22 protein-coding genes are annotated in these 19865 nt (G+C 64.1%); 9 read left to right on the top strand and 13 right to left on the bottom strand.

Features of this window, described 5'->3' with window-relative positions:
* Positions 1 to 8: 8 nt before the first annotated feature.
* The 4 genes from glnA to N5A93_RS00355 all read left to right on the top strand — a co-directional run bounded on the left by glnA (position 9) and on the right by N5A93_RS00355 (position 4399).
* Positions 9 to 1415, top strand: coding sequence for a type I glutamate--ammonia ligase (glnA, locus tag N5A93_RS00370; RefSeq protein ID WP_268953077.1), 1407 nt, complete (start codon positions 9 to 11; stop codon positions 1413 to 1415).
* 285 nt (positions 1416 to 1700) lie between these two features.
* On the top strand, positions 1701 to 2606 hold the full coding sequence (locus N5A93_RS00365) for a hypothetical protein (protein ID WP_268953076.1): 906 nt from the start codon (positions 1701 to 1703) through the stop codon (positions 2604 to 2606).
* A 112-nt stretch (positions 2607 to 2718) separates the two neighbouring features.
* Positions 2719 to 3546, top strand: a complete 828-nt coding sequence (locus tag N5A93_RS00360; RefSeq protein ID WP_268953075.1) for a lytic murein transglycosylase — start codon at positions 2719 to 2721, stop codon at positions 3544 to 3546.
* 127 nt (positions 3547 to 3673) lie between these two features.
* On the top strand, positions 3674 to 4399 hold the full coding sequence (locus N5A93_RS00355; RefSeq protein WP_268953074.1) for a hypothetical protein: 726 nt from the start codon (positions 3674 to 3676) through the stop codon (positions 4397 to 4399).
* A gap of 1 nt (position 4400) precedes the next feature.
* Here N5A93_RS00355 and N5A93_RS00350 read toward each other — a convergent pair whose 3' ends face one another.
* Entirely contained in the window at positions 4401 to 5150 is a 750-nt protein-coding gene (locus N5A93_RS00350; RefSeq protein ID WP_268953073.1) for a heme-dependent oxidative N-demethylase family protein, read from the bottom strand.
* A 48-nt stretch (positions 5151 to 5198) separates the two neighbouring features.
* On the bottom strand, positions 5199 to 5636 hold the full coding sequence (locus tag N5A93_RS00345) for a DUF6314 family protein (protein ID WP_372921251.1): 438 nt from the start codon (positions 5634 to 5636) through the stop codon (positions 5199 to 5201).
* A 91-nt stretch (positions 5637 to 5727) separates the two neighbouring features.
* On the opposite strand from N5A93_RS00345, the gene purB reads away from it, so the two are divergent.
* The 4 genes from purB (at position 5728) to N5A93_RS00325 (ending at position 9561) form a co-directional block, all read left to right on the top strand.
* Positions 5728 to 7035, top strand: a complete 1308-nt coding sequence (gene purB, locus N5A93_RS00340) for an adenylosuccinate lyase (protein WP_268953072.1) — start codon at positions 5728 to 5730, stop codon at positions 7033 to 7035.
* Positions 7036 to 7126: 91 nt separating this feature from the next.
* Positions 7127 to 7285, top strand: coding sequence for an adenylosuccinate lyase (locus N5A93_RS00335; protein WP_268953071.1), 159 nt, complete (start codon positions 7127 to 7129; stop codon positions 7283 to 7285).
* A gap of 123 nt (positions 7286 to 7408) precedes the next feature.
* A complete protein-coding gene (locus tag N5A93_RS00330; protein ID WP_268953070.1) occupies positions 7409 to 8545 on the top strand; it encodes a flagellar motor switch protein FliG in 1137 nt (378 codons plus the stop codon).
* Positions 8546 to 8616: 71 nt separating this feature from the next.
* Positions 8617 to 9561: a lysophospholipid acyltransferase family protein gene (locus N5A93_RS00325; protein ID WP_268953069.1), complete on the top strand. Its 945-nt coding sequence runs from the start codon at positions 8617 to 8619 to the stop codon at positions 9559 to 9561.
* Positions 9562 to 9568: 7 nt separating this feature from the next.
* On the opposite strand, the gene hemF is transcribed toward N5A93_RS00325, so the two are convergent.
* The 5 genes from hemF to N5A93_RS00300 form a co-directional block, all read right to left on the bottom strand.
* A complete protein-coding gene (hemF, locus tag N5A93_RS00320; protein ID WP_268953484.1) occupies positions 9569 to 10447 on the bottom strand; it encodes an oxygen-dependent coproporphyrinogen oxidase in 879 nt (292 codons plus the stop codon).
* A gap of 34 nt (positions 10448 to 10481) precedes the next feature.
* A complete protein-coding gene (locus N5A93_RS00315; RefSeq protein ID WP_268953068.1) occupies positions 10482 to 11282 on the bottom strand; it encodes an SDR family NAD(P)-dependent oxidoreductase in 801 nt (266 codons plus the stop codon).
* 46 nt (positions 11283 to 11328) lie between these two features.
* Positions 11329 to 12324, bottom strand: coding sequence for a class I SAM-dependent methyltransferase (locus N5A93_RS00310; protein ID WP_268953067.1), 996 nt, complete (start codon positions 12322 to 12324; stop codon positions 11329 to 11331).
* A gap of 12 nt (positions 12325 to 12336) precedes the next feature.
* Entirely contained in the window at positions 12337 to 12678 is a 342-nt protein-coding gene (clpS, locus tag N5A93_RS00305; RefSeq protein ID WP_268953066.1) for an ATP-dependent Clp protease adapter ClpS, read from the bottom strand.
* 117 nt (positions 12679 to 12795) lie between these two features.
* Complete coding sequence (locus N5A93_RS00300; RefSeq protein ID WP_268953065.1) at positions 12796 to 13518, bottom strand: DUF1223 domain-containing protein; 723 nt, start codon at positions 13516 to 13518, stop codon at positions 12796 to 12798.
* A 263-nt stretch (positions 13519 to 13781) separates the two neighbouring features.
* Between N5A93_RS00300 and acnA the strand changes: the two genes are divergently transcribed.
* Positions 13782 to 16535, top strand: a complete 2754-nt coding sequence (acnA, locus tag N5A93_RS00295) for an aconitate hydratase AcnA (protein WP_268953064.1) — start codon at positions 13782 to 13784, stop codon at positions 16533 to 16535.
* A gap of 208 nt (positions 16536 to 16743) precedes the next feature.
* Here acnA and N5A93_RS00290 read toward each other — a convergent pair whose 3' ends face one another.
* The 6 genes from N5A93_RS00290 to N5A93_RS00265 all read right to left on the bottom strand — a co-directional run bounded on the left by N5A93_RS00290 (position 16744) and on the right by N5A93_RS00265 (position 19864).
* Positions 16744 to 17256: a DsbE family thiol:disulfide interchange protein gene (locus N5A93_RS00290; RefSeq protein WP_268953063.1), complete on the bottom strand. Its 513-nt coding sequence runs from the start codon at positions 17254 to 17256 to the stop codon at positions 16744 to 16746.
* A 13-nt stretch (positions 17257 to 17269) separates the two neighbouring features.
* A complete protein-coding gene (gene ccmD, locus N5A93_RS00285; protein ID WP_268953062.1) occupies positions 17270 to 17428 on the bottom strand; it encodes a heme exporter protein CcmD in 159 nt (52 codons plus the stop codon).
* Entirely contained in the window at positions 17425 to 18162 is a 738-nt protein-coding gene (locus tag N5A93_RS00280; RefSeq protein ID WP_268953061.1) for a heme ABC transporter permease, read from the bottom strand. Before N5A93_RS00280 ends, ccmD begins: the two co-directional genes overlap by 4 nt.
* A 16-nt stretch (positions 18163 to 18178) precedes the next feature.
* Complete coding sequence (gene ccmB, locus N5A93_RS00275) at positions 18179 to 18835, bottom strand: heme exporter protein CcmB (protein ID WP_268953060.1); 657 nt, start codon at positions 18833 to 18835, stop codon at positions 18179 to 18181.
* Entirely contained in the window at positions 18832 to 19449 is a 618-nt protein-coding gene (gene ccmA, locus N5A93_RS00270; protein ID WP_268953059.1) for a heme ABC exporter ATP-binding protein CcmA, read from the bottom strand. The genes ccmB and ccmA overlap by 4 nt, the downstream gene beginning before the upstream one ends.
* A 61-nt stretch (positions 19450 to 19510) precedes the next feature.
* Positions 19511 to 19864, bottom strand: coding sequence for an Mth938-like domain-containing protein (locus N5A93_RS00265; RefSeq protein WP_268953058.1), 354 nt, complete (start codon positions 19862 to 19864; stop codon positions 19511 to 19513).
* Position 19865 lies beyond the last annotated feature (1 nt).

The raw sequence follows: 19865 nt of genomic DNA, 5'->3' as shown, positions 1-19865 counted from the left end.
AAAGGCCCATGAGCCAGAAAGCAATTCTCCAGCAGATCAAGGAAGAAGACGTCGAGTATGTCGACATCCGCTTTACCGACCCGCGCGGCAAACTTCAGCACGTGACCGTGATGGCCGATCAGGTCGACGAGGATTTCCTTGAAGAAGGGTTCATGTTCGACGGCTCTTCGATCGCCGGCTGGAAGTCGATCGAAGCCTCCGACATGAAGCTGATGCCCGACACCGAGTCGGCCTATATCGATCCGTTCTACGCCGAGAAAACCCTCTGCGTGCACTGCTCGATCGTCGAACCCGACACCGGCGAACCCTATAACCGCGACCCGCGCGGCACCGCCGAAAAGGCCGAAGCCTATCTCAAGTCCAGCGGCATCGGCGATGTCGCCTATTTCGGCCCCGAGGCCGAGTTCTTCCTGTTCGACGACGTGCGCTTCTCGAACACGATCAACAAGGTCTCCTACGAAGTCGACGCTCTCGATGGCTCCTGGAACAGCGACACCGAGTACGAAATGGGCAACACCGGCCATCGCCCCAGCGTCAAGGGTGGCTATTTCCCGGTCAACCCGATCGACGACGGTCAGGACATCCGCTCGGAAATGCTCAGCACCATGAAGCGCCTCGGCATGAAGGTCGACAAGCACCACCACGAGGTCGCGTCCTGCCAGCACGAACTCGGCCTGATCTTCGGCACGCTGACCACGCAGGCCGACGAGCTTCAGAAATACAAATATGTCATCCACAACGTCGCGCAGGCCTACGGCAAGACCGCGACCTTCATGCCCAAGCCGATCTATGGCGACAACGGCACCGGGATGCATGTGAACATGTCGATCTGGAAGGATGGCAAGCCGCTCTTTGCAGGCGACAAATATGCCGATCTCAGCCAGGAGGCGCTCTATTTCATTGGCGGTATCCTCAAGCATGCCAAGACGCTCAACGCCTTCACCAACCCCTCGACCAACAGCTACAAGCGCCTGATCCCCGGCTTCGAAGCCCCGGTTCTGCGCGCCTATTCCGCGCGGAACCGCTCGGGCTGCGTGCGTATTCCGTGGACGGAATCGCCCAAGGCCAAGCGCGTCGAGGCCCGCTTCCCCGATCCTTCGGCCAACCCGTATCTCTGCTTCGCGGCGCTGCTGATGGCCGGGCTTGACGGGATCAAGAACAAGATCGACCCGGGCGAGGCGATGGACAAGAACCTCTATGACCTGCCCGCCGAAGAGCTGGAAGGCATCCCCACCGTCTGCGGTTCGCTGCGCGAGGCGCTCGACGCACTGGCCGAGGATCACAGCTTCCTGATGGCGGGCGACGTGTTCACCAAGGACCAGATCGACGGCTATATCGACCTCAAGATGGAAGAGGTCGAAGCCTACGAGCACACACCCCACCCGGTCGAATTCCAGCTCTATTACAGCTGCTGAGCGACTACCGGGGTCAACCCGCCACGGCGGGACAAGCCCAAAGACCAAAGGCGCCCCCATCCGGGGCGCCTTTTCGTTTGAATGCGCGGCCCGTCTGAACACCGCCGCTCGCGCAAGGCGGGGAACCCCGGGTTGCATCCATATCCTTCGATTCTCCTCACAGGGAAACAATCCGGCTCCCGCACGCCGATTGCCCAAATGTGTTCGCATTTGAAACAAACCATTTCCCATATCGCCGGTTAGAAGGGTCACAATCGCAAAAAACCCGCAAGACAGGCGAAAAAGATGAACGAACGCATTCACTGGGTAACAGCAGGACTGGTTTTCCTCGGTACGAGAGAGATCGACATGGCAGGCTGTGCGCGCCGCGCGGGGGCCGCCATCGAATCCCTTGGCCACAGGGTCACGGGCACACGGATGCTGTCGGAAGGCGGCGTGCAGATCACCACCTGCTGCCACATGATCCGCCTTGATCTGCAGCGTGATGTTGCCTTCGAAGGGATCGCGACCCGCGCGCCGCTCTGCCTTGGGCTCTCGATGCCCGACAGCACAAGCACCCGGCGCTGCGATGGACAGGGCGTGAGCGGTGAAATGGTTCTGACCCATGTGCTCAAGGCGCTGCATTGGCAATTGTCGGCGGATTATGTCCGCTGGGTCGGCGACAGCCGCCTGTTGACGGCGGCGGATTTCGTGCTGATCACCGCCGATCTGCCCGACATTCCACCCGAGCATCACGACATGCCCGCCGCCGCCCGCAGCGCGCCCCGCATGCGGCAACCGGTGACGGTCGCAGCGACTGCCGGGGCGCTTCATCACGAAGCCGCATGCGCTGCCGCAGGGCCGGATGCCGGCGCCAATCCGCAGGCGCAAAGCGATAATTCCAAAGAACCCCAGATCGATTCCCTGCGCCAGTTCCTGCGCGAGATCGACGCCGCCGAACCGCGCGAACGCCCCGTCTCGGCTGCCGCCGCGATCAGCGATCTGCAGCGGCTCGCCGCCTGGCTCATGGCCTATGCGGTCATGCTGTTTTCGCTTCCCGTGGGGCTGATTCTCCTGGCGGTCAATCTCTTCAAGGGCGAGAATCCGCGCCTCACCTCCCAGGCGGCGGCACTGACTGGCACGTTTATTGCATTCCAGACATACGGGACTACGGCTCAGGCGATGGCAGTCGTCGAGGCGTTCCTGTCCTAGGTATGGTCACGAGTGCGCGCGGCCCATGCTTCGGCATGGGCCGTTTTTATTGTTTTCAGGTCGTCAGGCATGCTTAAACTGTGACGCGAACACCGCTCAACCGGAGGCCCACATGACAGCTGCCCGCCATCGCGCTCCCCGCTCCTTTTCGCTCCTTGCCTTCGCGCTGGCGCTCGGCTTCGCTCCGGGCGCCCTGGCCGCGCCCTGCGGTAACGACGGCGCAGGCTTCGCCGCCTGGAAATCCGCCTTCGCCACCGAGGCCGCGCGCGCGGGCGTCGGCGAACGCGGGCTTCAGGCGCTGGCCGAGGCGCGCTACGCCACCGCCACCATCGCCGCCGACCGCAACCAGAAAAGCTTCCGCTACAGCCTCGAGCGGTTCATGCAGGTGCGCGGCGCGGCGACCATCGTCGCGCAAGGGCGCAAACGGCGCGCACAGAACGCCGCGTTCTACAACGCGATTGAATCGCGCTACGGCGTTCCCGCGGGCGTGCTGATCGCCATTCACGGGATGGAAACGGGGTTCGGCAATTTCATGGGCGACAGCGCGGTCGTCTCGGCGATCACCACGCTGGCCTATGATTGCCGGCGCAGCGATTTCTTCATCCCCCACGCCATCGGCGCGCTCAAACTGGTGGATCGCGGCGCCATCACCGGCGCCACGCGCGGCGCGCGCCACGGCGAACTGGGCCACACCCAGTTCCTGCCCGGCAATGCGCTCACCTATGGCGTTGACGGCAATGGCGACGGGCGCGTCGATTTCTATGACCTGAGCGACGCCATGACCTCGACCGCCAATTTCCTGCGCCAGAAAGGCTGGCAGCCCGGTCAAGGCTATCAGCAGGGCCAGCCCAATTTCGCCGTGATCGAGCAATGGAACGCCGCCACTGTCTATCAGCAGGCCATCGCCATCATGGCGGCGCAGATCGACGGCGGCGGCTGAACCGCACACACATAATTCATACAAAGCGCCACGGTTAGGCCGCAATTCCTTCAACTTAGCTTCAAATTCATGTGGTCTTACTTGAAGTAACCGAAAACACCAATGCGGGCACTGAGAGGATTTTCTCATGCAGACCCAAGGCTTTGTTGTCGGTTTCGAGTACCGCGCATGTCCGCGCATGGAATTCAGCGATATCGTCGAGGAGTTCGACCTCGCGTTCCGTTTCGTTGATGCGCAGACCCGTGCGCTGATCTGGGATTGCGACGATATCGCCCTCATCGAGCGCGAATATGTGCGCGTCGCCCTTGGCTGGCTGCCCCCGGATGACGATTCCGGGTCCTGGCACCTCGTGGCCGCTGTCGGCCCGATCAAAGGCCCCAACAGCGCCCGCATCAATCCCGAGGCATTCCGCTTTGTCGCCGATCAGATCGAAAAGCGCACGCAGGATTTCCTGCCCGCCGATTCCGTGTTGCGCGGCGATGCGCATCAGGAGGTCGGCCCCGAACTGATCGACTCGATCTTCGACCTGCTGCGCGACAGCGCGCAAGCGCCCTGCGACACCACCGCCCCGGACGCCCGCACCGATGCCCGCACCGATCCCTCGGCCAGGGCCGGCGAGATGATGGATGAAGCGGACATCATGGATGACGATGCCGACATCATCGACGCCGTGCCGGTCCTGCCGCGCGCCGCGGCAGTCCAGCGCTGGCTGACCACCCGCGCCGAGCCGACCAAGCCCATGCGCCTGACCATTCACACGCTGGCGCTCACGATGATGCTTTACGTGCCGCCCGTCGGTGCGTTCATGTTCGCCTATACGATGCTGCGCGACATCGTGCCGATGTCCACCTGACCTAGGGCGCGCCCATCACGTAGCTGTGGATCGAAAAGACGCAGGCCCGCGTTTGCGGCAGGCGCAGCACGCATTGCCGCTCCGAGCGCAGATAGGGCGCCACGGCACCGCCCCCTTCATCGAATTTATCGACATGCACCGGCTCCACGCGCGGACGCGGCTGAAACAGGTCGGGTTCAACATAGCGCAGCGCGTTGAAGCGCCACAAGGGCCGCCCCACCTGCACCCCGTCGAACAGCCGCTGCACCCGGCGCGCCACCCCCTCGTCATATTCGGGCACCGGCACATGGATCGCCGTCAGGGGTCGCCCGATCTTGTCGCCAAGCCGCCAGCTTGCCGGGAAACACAGCACCGCCGCGCTCAGCACATGCTCGTCGCCGCGCTTTTCCATCAGGCACAGATCCTCCTGCACCAGATGCCCCAGCGTCGCCATCGGATCGTCGCGCCTGAGCGCCACGCGCACACCGTCCGGGCGGATCACCTCATCCGCGCCGATGCTGTAGCCCTCGCCATGACGCCCCAGCCAGTCCAGCACGAATTCCAGCAATTCATCCGCCGCCGCCCTGCCCTCGGGCGTGACAGCCAGCACCTCGTCGCGTCGCTCATGCAAAAGGCGCGCGCGCTCGGCCATCTGTGCGCCGAACACCTCGTCCACCAGAAGCCATGTCGCCGGGTCCAGCGGCGCGATCCCCGGCAAGGGGCGCGGCGCCGTGGCATCATGGGGGATGGATTGCTGCAATATCTCGGTCATGCCGCCATGTTTAGCCAGCGCCAAGACCCGATGCATCCCGAAAATGCGTCACGCCTCAGGCGGCCCGATCCGGCTGTATTCCGTCACCATCCGGTAATCCTTGCGCGGCCCGCGCACCTGCCAGATGCAGCGCCATTGCGGCCACCGGCCGAAATCGTAATGCCCGTCATACTGGTCGGGGGCGCACCAATGCGCGCATGCCCCGCCCTGCGCGGGAACGCTGTGAAAGAACCGCCCGTCATCGAACCACACCGTCAGGTCGTCGCGCCACAGATAGCGCCGCCGCGCCTCCAGCGGCGGCTGGCCCCCGACGCAAAGCAACCCCGCCTCCTCGCAAAGCAACCCCTCATCGACGCGCCGCCAGACCGCTTCGCCCGTCAGCTCCGCCCGGCTGCCATCGCCCTGCACGATCCGGCGCGCCATGCGCCAGCGCCCTTCGAAATCGCCAAGCACCCGCGCGGGCATGTCATCATCGCATCCGGTCAAACCGTCCCATCCCGGCGCCATCCGCTTGCTGCGCGGCGCCCATCCGTCTAAACCCGCGCCAACCGTTACAGGACAGGCAGAGGCTCGTCACATGATTCCACGCTATTCCCGCCCCGACATGGTCGCCATCTGGGACCCCGCCACCAAGTTCCGCATCTGGTTCGAGATCGAGGCCCATGCCTGCGACGCCATGGCCGATCTGGGCGTGATCCCGCGTGAAAACGCCGATGCTGTCTGGAAAGCGAAGGACGTGGAGTTCGATGTCGCCCGTATCGACGAGATCGAGGCCGAGACCAAGCATGACGTGATCGCCTTCCTGACGCATCTGGCCGAGCATGTCGGCAGCGACGAGGCGCGCTTCGTGCATCAGGGCATGACCTCCTCGGATGTGCTCGATACCTGCCTCAACGTGCAGCTGACGCGCGCCGCCGACATTCTGCTGGCGGATATGGATTCGCTGCTCGCGGCGCTCAAGCGCCGGGCGCTCGAACACAAGAACACGGTGCGCGTCGGGCGCAGCCACGGCATCCATGCCGAGCCCACCACCATGGGCCTGACCTTCGCGCGCTTTTACGCCGAGATGGACCGCAACCGCGCCCGCCTTCGCGCCGCGCGCGACGAAATCGCCACCGGCGCCATCTCCGGCGCGGTCGGCACCTTCGCCAATATCGACCCGCGCGTCGAGGAACATGTCTGCGCGCAATTGGGCCTCAACCCCGAACCGATCAGCACGCAGGTCATCCCCCGCGACCGTCACGCGATGTTCTTCGCCACCCTTGGTGTGATCGCCAGCAGTATCGAAAACGTCGCCATCGAAGTGCGCCACATGCAGCGCACCGAGGTTCTGGAAGGGGCCGAGTTCTTCTCGATGGGGCAAAAGGGCTCCTCGGCGATGCCCCACAAGAAGAACCCGGTGCTGACCGAGAACCTGACCGGCCTTGCGCGCCTTGTGCGCGCGGCGGTGATCCCGGCGATGGAAAACGTGGCCCTCTGGCACGAGCGCGACATCTCGCATTCCTCCGTCGAGCGCGCGATCGGGCCGGATGCGACCATCACGCTCGATTTCGCGCTGGCGCGCCTCACGGGCGTCATCGACAAGATGCTGATCTATCCCGACAACATGCTGGAAAACATGAACAAGTTTCCGGGCCTCGTAATGTCGCAGCGCGTTCTTCTGGCTCTGACCCAGGCTGGCGTCAGCCGCGAAAACGCCTATTCGATGGTGCAGCGCAACGCGCTCAAGGTCTGGGAAGAACGCCGCGATTTCCGCCAGGAGCTGCTGGCCGACCCCGAAGTGGTCGCCGCCCTTGGCGAGGACGGGATCAACGAGAAATTCGACATGGATTACCACACCAAACATGTCGACACGATCTTCGCGCGGGTGTTCGGCGAGGTCTGAACAGGCGTTTCCGGCAGCTTTGCGCAAATCCGGTTTGGTGAAAATTGCGCGTCGTGATATGCTTGTCGCGGTTCAACAGGAGAGATGTGTGATGACCTTCAAGACCCTTCTGACGGCTGCGGCCTTTACCGTCACATCGGCCATGGCATCCTTTGCCTGCCCGGCACATGACCAACACACGATGTCCTGCGCCGAAGGCACCGCCTGGGATGCCGACGCCAAGACCTGCGTGCCGCAAACCACAAGCTGACACCAGCGGACAATCAGCAATCCTGCTGTTGCGGGGCGCCATCGGGCGCCCCGTTCGCGTTTTAGACATTTCTTCATCCCTGCGGCCCTATCATGCAACCTCACTGCCTGAACGAGGACCGCGATGACGCAGCGCACACAGCTTGCCCGCCTGACACAACCGGATTCGTCGCAGGCGCCGCCGCCGTCGTCTTCGTCGCCGGTACCGCGCAGCGCCGCCGCCGCCCGTCTGACCCGCCGCCAGAAGGCCGCGATCATCGTGCGCTTCCTGCTCAAGGAAGGGGCCGAGGTGCCGCTTGGCGACCTGCCCGATCCGCTTCAGGCCAGTCTGACCACCCAGATGGGCGCGATGCGATATGTGGACCGCGCCACGCTGGCCGATGTGGTGGCCGAATTCGCCAGCGAGCTCGAGGCGATGGGCCTCACCTTTCCGCGCGGGGTGGCCGGGGCGCTCTCGGCGCTTGACGGGCGCATCAGCGCGCAGACCGCCGCCCGCCTGCGCAAGGAGGCCGGGGTGCGCCAGTTCGGCGACCCCTGGGAACAGGTGCGCGCCGCCCAGGCGGATGCCTTGCTCGATATCCTCATGCGCGAAAGCACCGAGGTGGCCGCGGTGATGCTCTCGAAACTCGCGACCGAACGCGCCGCCGAATTGCTGGGCCGGCTGCCCGGCGATCAGGCAAGGCGCATCACCTACGCCGTGTCGCGCACCGGCGCCGTCTCGCCCGAGGCGGTGGACCGCATCGGCCTCGCGCTCGCGGGGGAATTGCACGACGTGCCCGAAACCGCCTTCGACTCCGGGCCGGTGGAACGTGTCGGCGCGATCCTCAACTCCACCGCCGCCGCCACCCGCGACGCGGTGCTCAACGGCCTTGACGAGACCGATGTCGATTTCGCGCGCCTCGTGCGCAAGGCGATCTTCACCTTCGTCCATGTCCCCGAACGGCTCGCGCCGCTCGATGTGCCCCGCGTCACCCGCGAGGTGGATCAGCCCGTGCTGGTCAACGCGCTGGCGGGCGCCCGCTCCGCCGGGCTCGACGACGCGGCGGAATTCATCCTCTCCAACATGTCACGCCGCATGGCCGAGGCGCTGCGCGAAGAGATCGGTGAGCGGGGCGACGTGAGCCTGACCGACGGCGAAGCCGCCATGAGCCAGGTGGTCAACGCCATCCGCCGCCTCGCGGCGGCGGGCGACATCACACTTGCCACCGCCCCCGACCCCGATGACACAGGCGATACGGCGCCGCGCGATCCGCCGGACTGATCGCCCAAGGCTTGTGGAAACGCCCCGCGCCACGTATGTCTGGCGCAAAAATCAGCAGGCGCGACCCGACCATGAGCGACACCAGCCCCCCTCCCCTGGCCGACCGGCTGCGCGACACCGCGCTCGGCTTTGCCATGTATGCCCCGATCGCGATGGCGCGGCTTCTGCCCTATCGCTGGCGGGTGCCCTTCATGGGCTGGGTCACGTCACGCATCATCGCGCCGGTGGCGGGCTATGACGCGCGGGTGCGCGACAACCTCGCCCATGTCCTGCCCGACCTGCCCGAATCCGAAGTGCGCCGCCTGATCCGCGCCGTGCCCGACAATGCCGGGCGCAACATGATCGAACTCTACTCCCCCGATGCCTTCATCGCCCTTGCCCGCAAGGCCCCTGTCGAAGGCCCCGGCCTCGAGGTGATCCGCGCCGCGCGCAGCCAGGGGCGCCCGGTGATCTTCGTCACCGGCCATTTCGGCAATTTCAACGCCGCGCGCGTGGCGATGATCGAACAGGGCTTCGAGATGGGCATCTTCTACCGCCCGATGGCCAATGATTTCTTCAACCGGCGCTATACCCGTGCCATGGGCACGATCAGCCAGCCGATGTTCGAGCAGGGCCGGCGCGGCATGATGCAGATGGTCAAACACCTGCGCTCGGGCGGCGTGCTGGCGATCCTGACCGATCTCAACGCGCTTGACGGGGTGCCGCTCGACTTTTTCGGCAAACCCGCGCTCTCGCCGCTGGCCACGGCCGAACTGGCGCTCAAATATGATGCGCCGCTGGTGCCGGTCTGGGGCATCCGCGACCCGGACGGACTCAATTTCCACGTCCATGTCGAAAGCCCCGTGCCCGTCAGCGACCCGGTCACCATGACCCAGGAGGTCAATGACCGCCTCGAGGCGCAGGTGCGCGCGCGCATGGAACAATGGTTCTGGATTCACCGCCGCTGGAAAGACGGCACCGGCCCGCTGGCCAGGCGCGGCAAGAAACAGCTCAGAGCCTATCGCAAGAAGCGCTGAGCCGCGCTCAGACCCATTTCGCCAGCGGCGGCAGGCTCATCAGCACCGCATTCGCATCATGCCCGGTGGCCAGCCCGAACCGCGTGCCCCGGTCATAGACAAGGTTGTATTCCGCATAAAGCCCGCGATGGACAAGCTGCACATCCTTGTCCGCATCATTCCAGTCCTGCACCCGGCGCTTTTCCACCAGCGGCAGATAGGCGGGCAGAAAGGCGCGCCCGATATCCTGCGTCAGCGCAAAATCCGCCGCCCAGTCGCCCGAATTGCGGTCATCCATGAAAATCCCGCCGACACCGCGCGCCCGCTTGCGATGCGGAATATAGAAATACTCATCCGCCCATTGCTTGAGATGCGGATGAATATCCGCGCCATGCGGGTCCAGATGCGCCTTTTGAGTGGCATGGAAATGGGCGGTGTCATCGTCATACTGAATGCAGGGGTTAAGGTCGGACCCGCCGCCGAACCACCAGGCCCCCGGTGTCCAGAACATGCGCGTATTCATGTGAACGGCTGGCACATGCGGGTTCTGCATATGCGCCACAAGGCTGATCCCCGAGGCCCAGAAACGCGGATTCTCCGCCATCCCCGGGACACCGCGCGCCGCCATGGCCTGTTGCGCCGCCTCGCCAAGGGTGCCGTAAACCTCGGATACGTTGACACCGACCTTCTCGAACACACGGCCGCCGCGCATCACGCTCATCAGGCCACCGCCCGCGTCCGACCCGTCATCGCTGGCGCGGCTGGTCTCGCTCACCTCGAAACGCCCCGGCGCGGCCTCGCTCAGCGGGCCTTGGGCATGGCTGTCCTCCAGCGCCTCGAAGGCCGCGACGATCTCGTCGCGCAGGGCGCGGAACCACCTGGCCGCGCGGGCCTTCTCTTCGATCATGTCACCACTCGTCACGCCTTGGATCTCCTCGTCGTCAATGGGCGGGGGCCGCAACCGGGTCCAGCAGGCAGCGCCCGCCATCCACCGTCATGATCTGCCCGGTCATGAAGCAGGACCCGTCACAGGCCAGATATTGCACCGCCTCGGCCAGTTCCGTGGGCGAAGCGATCCGCCCCAGCGGCGTATGCTCCTCGATATCGGCGCGAAAGTCACGGTTCTCGCGCAGCGCTTCCTTGAGCGACGCGCTCATCACCGACCCGAAAGCCAGCGCATTGACCCGGATGCGATAGGGCGCCAGCGCGACCGCCATGCTGCGTGTCATCTGGTCCAGCGCGGCGGTCGAGACCGAATAGGCCATAAGGTCAGGATGCGTGCGCCGCGCCGCGATCGACGAAAGATTGACGATCGTGCCCGCGCAGCCTTCGTCCTGGCCTTCGGATTGCTTGATCATGCGCTTGGCGACCATCTGCGTCAGCCGGAGCGAGGTCATCAGGTTCTGCTGCAAAAGCTGATCCATCGCATCGTCATCGGGATTGAGCGCATCCGACTGGATCACCTGGCGCGAGGCGTTGATCAGGATATCCACCTGGTCAAAGGCGTCGATGGTCGCCGACAGAAGGTTCGCCAGCGTCAGCCGCTCGCGCAAATCGCCCGCGAAATAGCGGATGTTCTCCGCCTCCTCATTGGCGCCCAGCTCCTTGACCAGACGGTCCTCGTCCATGTCGGCGAACATGACATTGGCGCCCTTGTCTGCGAAGTGCCGGCCAATGGCCAGCCCGATCCCGTTGGCGCCGCCGGTTACGATGGCGGTCTTGCCGGAGATGGAAAAAGACATGTGCAGACCTCTCTGATGATTCTGCCGCGCGCCACCCTAGGCCAGTTCACCGCCCTTTGCGAGACGGCCCCCGCCCGTGCAGGATCTTGAAGCGCGTGTTCCCGGCCGCTTCCTCGACGCGGGTGAAATGGCGTTCGATCTCGGCCTCGTAAGGCAAATGCCGGTTGGCCACCAGCCACAACTGGCCGCCCGGTTTCAGACAGGCCGCCGCCGCGCGGATAAAGGCGCGGCCCAGTTCCGGGTCGGCCTCGCGCCCGGTGTGAAAGGGCGGGTTGGTGATGACACAGTCCAACGCCGCTTCCGGGCGCCAGCGCGTGGCGTCCTCCCAATGCAGCAAGACGCGCGCATCGGGCAGGTTGCGGCGCGCGCAGTCCAGCGCTGTGTGATCGGCCTCGATCAGGTGCAGGGCTTCGATTTCGTCGCGCCCTTCCAGTGCGCGCGCGCTCAGATAGCCCCAGCCGCCGCCGAGATCCGCCAGCGTCTTGCCCAGTTTCGCAGGCAGATGATCGGCCAGAAAGCGCGAGGCCGGGTCGATCCCGTCAGCCGAAAAGACCCCCGGCGCGGTGACGAAACCGCCCTCGATCGTGTCGGGGCCATGCGCCGCCCAATCCTCGAATCCCGGCCCGGCGGGAAAGCTGAACAGCTTGCCATGCGCCTTGTTGACCGGCCCGGTGACGGTGGCACGCTTGCGGCACTCCTTGAGAAGTGATTCGATCCCGTCGGTCTTGGCGCCGTCCACGATGACCGGTCCGTCGGTGACCGCCACCGCCTCGGCGATCAGCGCCCGTGCCCGCGCCTTGGCGCGCGGCAGGCAGACCAGCGCTGCGCCGTAACGCCCCTCGGGCGAGACCGCACAGGCATAACCCAGCCCCGCGAAATAATCGTGATCGGGGCGAAAGCCGGTGATCACATGGCAGCACCCCATGGGCAGCGGCGACAGGTCGTCGCCCGCGCGCGGCGTAAAGACGGCGATCCGCGCCGCCTCGGGCAACACGACATCGCCCGCCTCAAGGGCCAGCGACAGGCGTATGGGGCTGCGCATGGCGGTGCCTACCTACTCTTTTTCCATGGTGCATTGCAGGGGGTGCTGGTAGCGGCGCGCGAAATCCATCACCTGCGCGACCTTGGTCTCGGCGATCTCGTGGCTGAACACGCCCACCACCGCGACGCCCTTCTTGTGGACCGTCAGCATCACCTCGAAGGCCTGCGCGTGATTCATGCCGAAGAACCGCTCCAGCACCGCCACCACGAATTCCATCGGGGTGTAATCGTCATTCAGAAGCAGGACCTTGTAAAGCGGCGGGCGCTTGGTGCGACTGCGCGTCTTGACGACGACCGAGGTGTCACCCTCGTCCCCGTCATCCTCGCCGGCCCTCCATTGATCTTTGTCGGTCATGATCTTCCATGCGGTTCGTTGTCTCGCCGTCGTGACGACAGAATATAACTTGTCTCACCGTCGAGAAAAGGGGCAGCGGCACCGCCACCCCTAAAGAATCTCCTCAAATCTCCGGGTTCACTTCAGTTCGGCGACCGCCGCGATCGGGCCGTGGCCCGCGTGCTGCAACAAGACCACCACCGGATTCTCGCCCTCGATGGGCAGTTCCATCGCCAGCGGCGCCGCGGTGTCCCATTTGCCCTCGACATCCCAATCGGTCACGATGTTGGAATAGGGCAGCCGCAGTCCGGCGTTCTCGCCCCGGCGCACCTCGACCGTGGCATCGGGCATATAGCGCACCACCTGCACGATCAGCGGCCCCTCGACGGGGCGCGGCGCCTGCGCAGAAATCCTGAGCTGCCCGTCCTTTCGCGTCACCGCCAGCACCACTTCGGGCGGCTGCGCGCGATGGGTGGCGATCAGGTCGGCGACCTTCATTTCCTTGGTGCCGATCACCTGATGTTGCCCGCCGATCACCATCTGGGGCGTATAGACCATCCGCTTGCCACTGGCATAGGCATAGGCTTTCTGACGGGCGGTGAAGTCGGGGCTGGCGAAACTGTCCTTCCAGCCGATGTAATCCCAGTAATCCACATGCAGCGCCAGCGCGACCACGTCGTCACGCTCCGAAAGCTCGCGCAGCAAGGCGTCGGCAGGCGGACAGGACGAACAGCCCTGCGAGGTGAACAGCTCCACCACCACGCGGCGGTTCTCGTCCGCCTGTGCCGTGACGGCGGCGGAAATGGCGGTGAAAACAGCCAGCAACAGGATCGGGATCGCCCGGCGCGTCGGCGTTGTCATCATGATGCTCTTTTGCGGGCTTGGGCTCTTTGGGTCATCGTCTCTCGCTTCATGTTTCTTCCTATCTAGTCCGGCCTGAAATGACCAATCAAGGTTTTGCGAGACCCCGGTGATCTGCCCGGTGATCTGCGGGGACGGCGCGAATCCACCGATTTTCTGTGTGCAATAGTATACAAATTGCATCCGACCCCCTTGATCGGTCTTTTCAAATAGGTCAGAAGCAAGCCAGCGAATTCCTGCCTTGAGAGTGAAAGGAAGGCCAGATGCCCATCACCGTCGGACATGACACCGCCAAGACACGCAAGACCCTCAGCGTGAATGGCAAAAGCTACGCCTATTATTCCATCAAGGCCGCCGAACAGGCCGGCCTCGGCGATTTCTCCCGCCTGCCCGCCGCGCTGCGCGTCGTGCTCGAGAACATGCTGCGCTTCGAGGACGGCAAGACCGTGACCACCGATGACATCAAGGCGTTCTCGGACTGGGCCGACAATGGCGGCAAGGGCAACCGCGAACTGGCCTATCGCCCGGCCCGCGTGCTCATGCAGGATTTCACCGGCGTCCCGGCCGTGGTCGACCTTGCGGCGATGCGCGACGGGATCAAGGCGCTTGGCGGCGATCCGCAACAGATCAATCCCCTCAACCCGGTCGACCTTGTGATCGACCACTCGGTGATGATCGACGAATTCGGCAATCCCCGCGCCTTCCAGATGAATGTGGACCGCGAATACGAGCGCAACATGGAACGCTACCAGTTCCTCAAATGGGGCCAGGGCGCGTTCAACAATTTCCGCGTGGTGCCGCCGGGCACCGGCATCTGCCACCAGGTCAATCTTGAATATCTCGCGCAAACCGTCTGGACCGACACGGACCAGAACGGCGACGAGGTCGCCTATCCCGACACGCTGGTGGGCACTGACAGCCACACAACCATGGTCAACGGCGCCGCCGTTCTGGGCTGGGGCGTCGGCGGGATCGAGGCCGAGGCCGCGATGCTGGGCCAGCCGATTTCCATGCTGATCCCCGAAGTGGTCGGCTTCGAACTGACCGGCGCCATGATCGAAGGCACCACCGGCACCGACCTGGTGCTCAAGGTCGTCGAAATGCTGCGCCGGAAGGGCGTTGTCGGCAAGTTCGTGGAATTCTACGGCGACGGGCTCGACAATCTGCCGCTGGCGGACCGCGCCACCATCGCCAACATGGCCCCCGAATACGGCGCCACCTGCGGCTTCTTCCCGATCGACGACGAAACCCTGCGCTATCTTCGCAATACCGGACGCGACGAGGACCGTCTTGCGCTGGTCGAAGCCTATGCCAAGGAAAACGGCTTCTGGCGCGATGCCAGCTACGCGCCGGTCTATACCGATACGCTCAGCCTCGACATGGGCACCATCGTGCCCGCCATCTCCGGGCCGAAACGCCCGCAGGATTACGTCTCGCTCGATCAGGCGGCGTCGAAATTCTTCGAAGTCGTCGCCGATTACCGCGGCGAAGACGAGGGCAGCGCCGCCAATGACATGGCCGCCGAAGGCCCCGCGCCCGACGCGCTGATCGACCCGCGCAAATCCGTCGAGGTCGATGGCGAGGATTACACCCTGCGCGACGGCTCGGTGGTGATCGCCTCGATCACCTCCTGCACCAACACCTCGAACCCCTATGTCATGATCGGCGCCGGGCTGGTGGCGCGCAAGGCGCGCGAACTGGGGCTGAACCGCAAGCCCTGGGTCAAGACCTCGCTCGCACCGGGCAGCCAGGTGGTGTCGCATTACCTCGAGGCCGCCGGCCTGCAAGAGGATCTCGACGCCATCGGCTTCAACCTCGTGGGCTATGGCTGCACCACCTGCATCGGCAATTCCGGCCCCCTTCAGGAGGAAATCTCCAAGGCCATCGCCGACAGCGACCTGATCGCGACCTCGGTTCTCTCGGGCAACCGCAACTTCGAAGGGCGGATTTCGCCCGACGTGCGCGCCAACTATCTGGCCTCGCCGCCGCTGGTGGTGGTCTATGCCGTCGCGGGCGACATGAATATCGACCTCACCAACGACCCGATCGGTCAGGACAAGGACGGCAAGGATGTCTACATGAAAGACATCTGGCCGACCCAGGCGGAAATCGCCGAACTGGTCGAACGCACCGTCACCCGCGAGGCGTTCCAGTCGAAATATGCCGATGTCTTCAAGGGCGACGACAAGTGGCAGGGGGTCGAAACCTCCGACGCCGAAACCTATGACTGGCCGCCGCAATCGACCTATGTGCAGAATCCGCCCTATTTTCAGGGCATGTCGAAAGAGGCCGGGACGATCTCGGACATCAAGGGCGCGCGGATGCTGGCGCTGCTGGGGGACATGGTCACCACCGACCACATCTCACCCGCGGGCAGCTTCAAGCCCTCGACGCCCGCCGGAGAATACCTGACCGAACGCCAGGTGCCGGTGCGCGAGTTCAACTCCTACGGGTCGCGGCGCGGCAATCACGAGGTGATGATGCGCGGCACCTTCGCCAATATCCGCATCCGCAACGAGATGCTGGACGGGGTCGAAGGCGGCTACACGCTCGGACCGGACGGGGAACAGACCTCGATCTTCGACGCCGCGATGGCATGGCAGGACAAGGACGTGCCGCTGGTCATCGTCGCGGGCGAGCAATACGGCGCGGGCTCCAGCCGCGACTGGGCCGCCAAGGGCACGAGCCTGTTGGGCGTGAAGGCGGTAATCGCCGAAAGCTACGAGCGCATCCACCGCTCCAACCTCGTGGGCATGGGCGTCGTTCCCTTCGAGTTCACCGGCGGCGACACCCGCAAGACGCTCGGGCTGAAGGGCGACGAGAGCTTCGACATCACCGGGCTTGAGGGCGACATGAAGCCCCAGGCCGAAATCCCCTGCACCATCACCTATGGCGATGGCACGACCAAGGACATCACCCTGAAGTCGCGCATCGATACGGCGGTGGAAAAGGAATATGTCGAAAACGGCGGCGTGCTGCATTACGTGCTGCGCAACCTCGCCCGCTCCGCCGCCTGATCGGCGCGCGGCACCGCGTTTCAGGGGCGGCCTCCGGGCCGCCCTTTTTCGTTCTTCCAGGGTCAGGCCGGGGGGCCAGCCCCCCGGACCCCCCGAGGTATTTTCAGCCAGATGAAGGGGCGGGTTTTCGGGTTTTGTACAAACCTTTTCGCCGAAGGGGCGATTTGGGTACAAAACCGGCGTACAAAACGGACGTTTCGTACAGAAGTCAGCGTGCCTTTTCGATGGCGGGCAGGATCTGATTTTCCAGCACGCGGTCTGTGATCGGCCCGGCAAAGCGGAAAATGATTTGTCCTTGTCCGTCAATGACATAGGTCTCCGGCACGCCGTAAACGCCCCAATCGAGCGCCATGCGCCCATTTTCGTCGGCGCCGATGGCAGCATAGGGATCGCCCAAATCCTTGAGGAATTTCAAAGCATTGGCGGGTTTGTCCTTGTAGTTCACACCGTAAATCGCGACCCCTTGCTCCGCAAGTTGCTCGAGATTGGGATGTTCCACCCGGCAAGGGGCGCACCAACTGGCCCAGTAATTGACAAGCTTGACGTCACCGTCTCTCAAGTCCTTGTCCGAAAAGGATTTTTTGTCGCCAAGCGGCGTCACCTGAACCAGCGGGGCGGTTTTCCCTTCAAGCGCGGAGGGCAGCTCGTCGGGGTTTTCGCGCTGCATGCCCACGTAAAAAAGCACCGCCAATCCCGCAAAAATCACCGGCGGAAGGATCATCAGAGGCGACAGTTTAGCCATCTCTTTTCACTTTCGATTCAATGTCTTCCAATTGTTTCCTCACGCGCGTCGCGCGCCAGACGCTCAGCCAGACCAGCACGACCAAAAGCACGATCGACACCGCATAAGAGGACAGCACCGCCTCGGCGTATTTTCCCAGATCCGGCATCATCCCATCCGCTCCCGCGCCAGCAGCGCCCGCATCCGGCGCGCGCGGATTTCGGTTTGTGTGCGCAGGAACACCAAGGCTATGAAAAGTAACACGAATCCGGCGATACAGACCAGCAGCGGATAGTAGAAAACATCCGCCACATTCTCTTCCTTGTCGAGGCTCAGCGACGCGCCCTGGTGCAATCCCTGGTTCCAGAAATTCACCGCGTAACGGCTCAGCAGGGCAAAGACCGACCCCACCAGACAGAGGATGCTGGTGAGATCCGCCGCGGTGTCGTCATCCTCGATGGCCTCCCAAAGGGCTATATATCCGAGATAAAAGAGAAAAAGGATGAGGAACGAGGTCAGGCGCGGATCCCAGGCCCACCATGTTCCCCACATCGGCTGCCCCCAGATCGCCCCGGTCGCCAGCGCGATCAGCGTCATCACCGCCCCCACCGGCGCCGCCGCCCGCGCCGCCAGGGCGCTGACATGGTGGCGCCGCACGATCCAGACCAGTGAGGTGACGAGCATCATCAACCATGCATTGATCGCCATGAGCGCGCTAGGTACATGAAGATAAATGATTTTCACCGTCGATCCTTGGCGGTAATCCTCGGGCGTGAAGAAGAAGCCCCAGACCAGCCCGACGACCAAAGACAGGACCGCCAGGATCGAAATCCAGGGCAGAACCCGGTCGGTGGCCTGTATGAACTTCTTTGGGTTGGCATAGGCCCAGAGAGCGTTGAGGTTCATTCCGATTCCCGTTTCCTTAGCGCAGGTTAACCCTCAATACCGCAGCCGATGCGAAAGGCAAAAGCGCAATCGTGCCGCAGGTGATCCCCGCCAGCATCAGCATTGGCGTCGTGATATCCAGCCCCTCGACCCCCCGCCGCGCCATCTCGGCCCCGAAGATCAATGTGGGCACATAGAGCGGCAAAACCAGCAGGCTCAGCAGCAAACCGCCGCGTTTCAGCCCGACGGTCAGCGCCGCGCCAAAGGTTCCGATCACGCTAAGCGCCGGCGTGCCCAGCAAAAGCGAGAGCACGAGAGGTTTGTAACCCGCCTCGGGCAGGTTCATCAGCAGGCCGAACACCGGCGCGAAAAGCACGAGCGGCAAACCGGTGGTCAGCCAATGCGCCAAGGCCTTGATAGATACGATCGCCTCCATCGGCAAAGGCGCGGTGGCCAGCAGATCAAGGCTGCCGTCCTCCCAGTCGAGCGCAAGGATCCGGTCCAGCGACAGAAGGCATGCCAGAAGCGCGCCGAGCCACAGGATGCCCGCCGCGATACGCGCCAGCAGATCGCTTTGCGGACCGACCCCGAACGGCACCAGCGTCACGACGATGAGGAAGAAGGCGAGGCCGAGGCCGAAGCCCCCACCCGCGCGCATCGCAAGCCGCAGATCCCTGATCAGAAGCGCGATCACAGGAAGGCCTCGTCGAAATCGTCGAGCTCGGCGGCACGGGCACGGAACGGGCCGACCTCCAGCATCTCGGCCTCGGGCAGGCCGAGGTCGATATGGGTGGCGATCAGGGCCGAGCCGCCGCGTGCCAGATGCGCGCGCACGGCGCTTGCGAACATCGCCACGGCATCGGCATCGAGCGACACTGTCGGCTCGTCAAGGATCCAGACCGGCCGCCCGGTGACGAGCAATCGGGCAAGCCCCAGCCGCCGTTTCTGTCCGGCCGAGAGCATTCCCGCGGGGCGGTTGACCAGCCGCGCCATCTGAAAGCTCTTGACGGCTTTGGAAATGTCCGTGTTTCCAAAGACCTGCGCCCAGAAGACAAGGTTTTCCTCGACCGTCAACGTGGCCTTGAGCCCGTCCGAATGACCGGCATAGACAAGGCTCTCGGGGTCGGCATCGACGCGCCCGGAATGCGGTGGCTGCAACCCGGCAATCGTGCGCAAAAGCGTGGTCTTGCCAATACCGTTGGGACCACGCAAGACGATCGCGCCCCCGGGCGCAAGGTCGAAGGATATCCCTTCGAGCACCTTGATCCCGCCGCGCGCGATTGTCAGATCCGAAACGTTCAGCACCATGAATGTGTCGTTATCCCAAAGCAGGACCTGCGGAAAGGGGCTGGATCAAGGCGCGGCCTTTTCACACGGGCAGCAGGGCGGCCGCGACGCGCCGCCCCTCCGACAGAAGAACGTTATAGGTGCGACAGGCGGCGGCGGAGTGCATCACCTCCACTCCCAGACCGGCCTCTTCGAGGCGGGTGCGCAGACCGGCAGGGATATGCGCGGTCTCAGCCCCTGTGCCGATGAACAGCACATCCGCATCGCCCGCCAGCGCCAGAAGCGGGGTGTCGTCCTCGTAGCCTTCCCAGGCGCGCGCCTGTTCGGGCTGAACGATCACCGGACCCTGGAACACCTCACCACCGACACGGAAGAAGCCGGGGCCATAGCCGTTGATCGGGGTGGTTTCCCTGAAGGTCACTTCGTGAATCTGCATG

Source organism: Roseovarius salincola (assembly GCF_026891095.1).
Taxonomy (GTDB): Bacteria; Pseudomonadota; Alphaproteobacteria; order Rhodobacterales; family Rhodobacteraceae; genus Roseovarius; species Roseovarius salincola.
The sequence above is the reverse complement of the archived record's forward strand: the minus strand, read 5'-3'. Positions and strand labels throughout refer to the sequence as shown.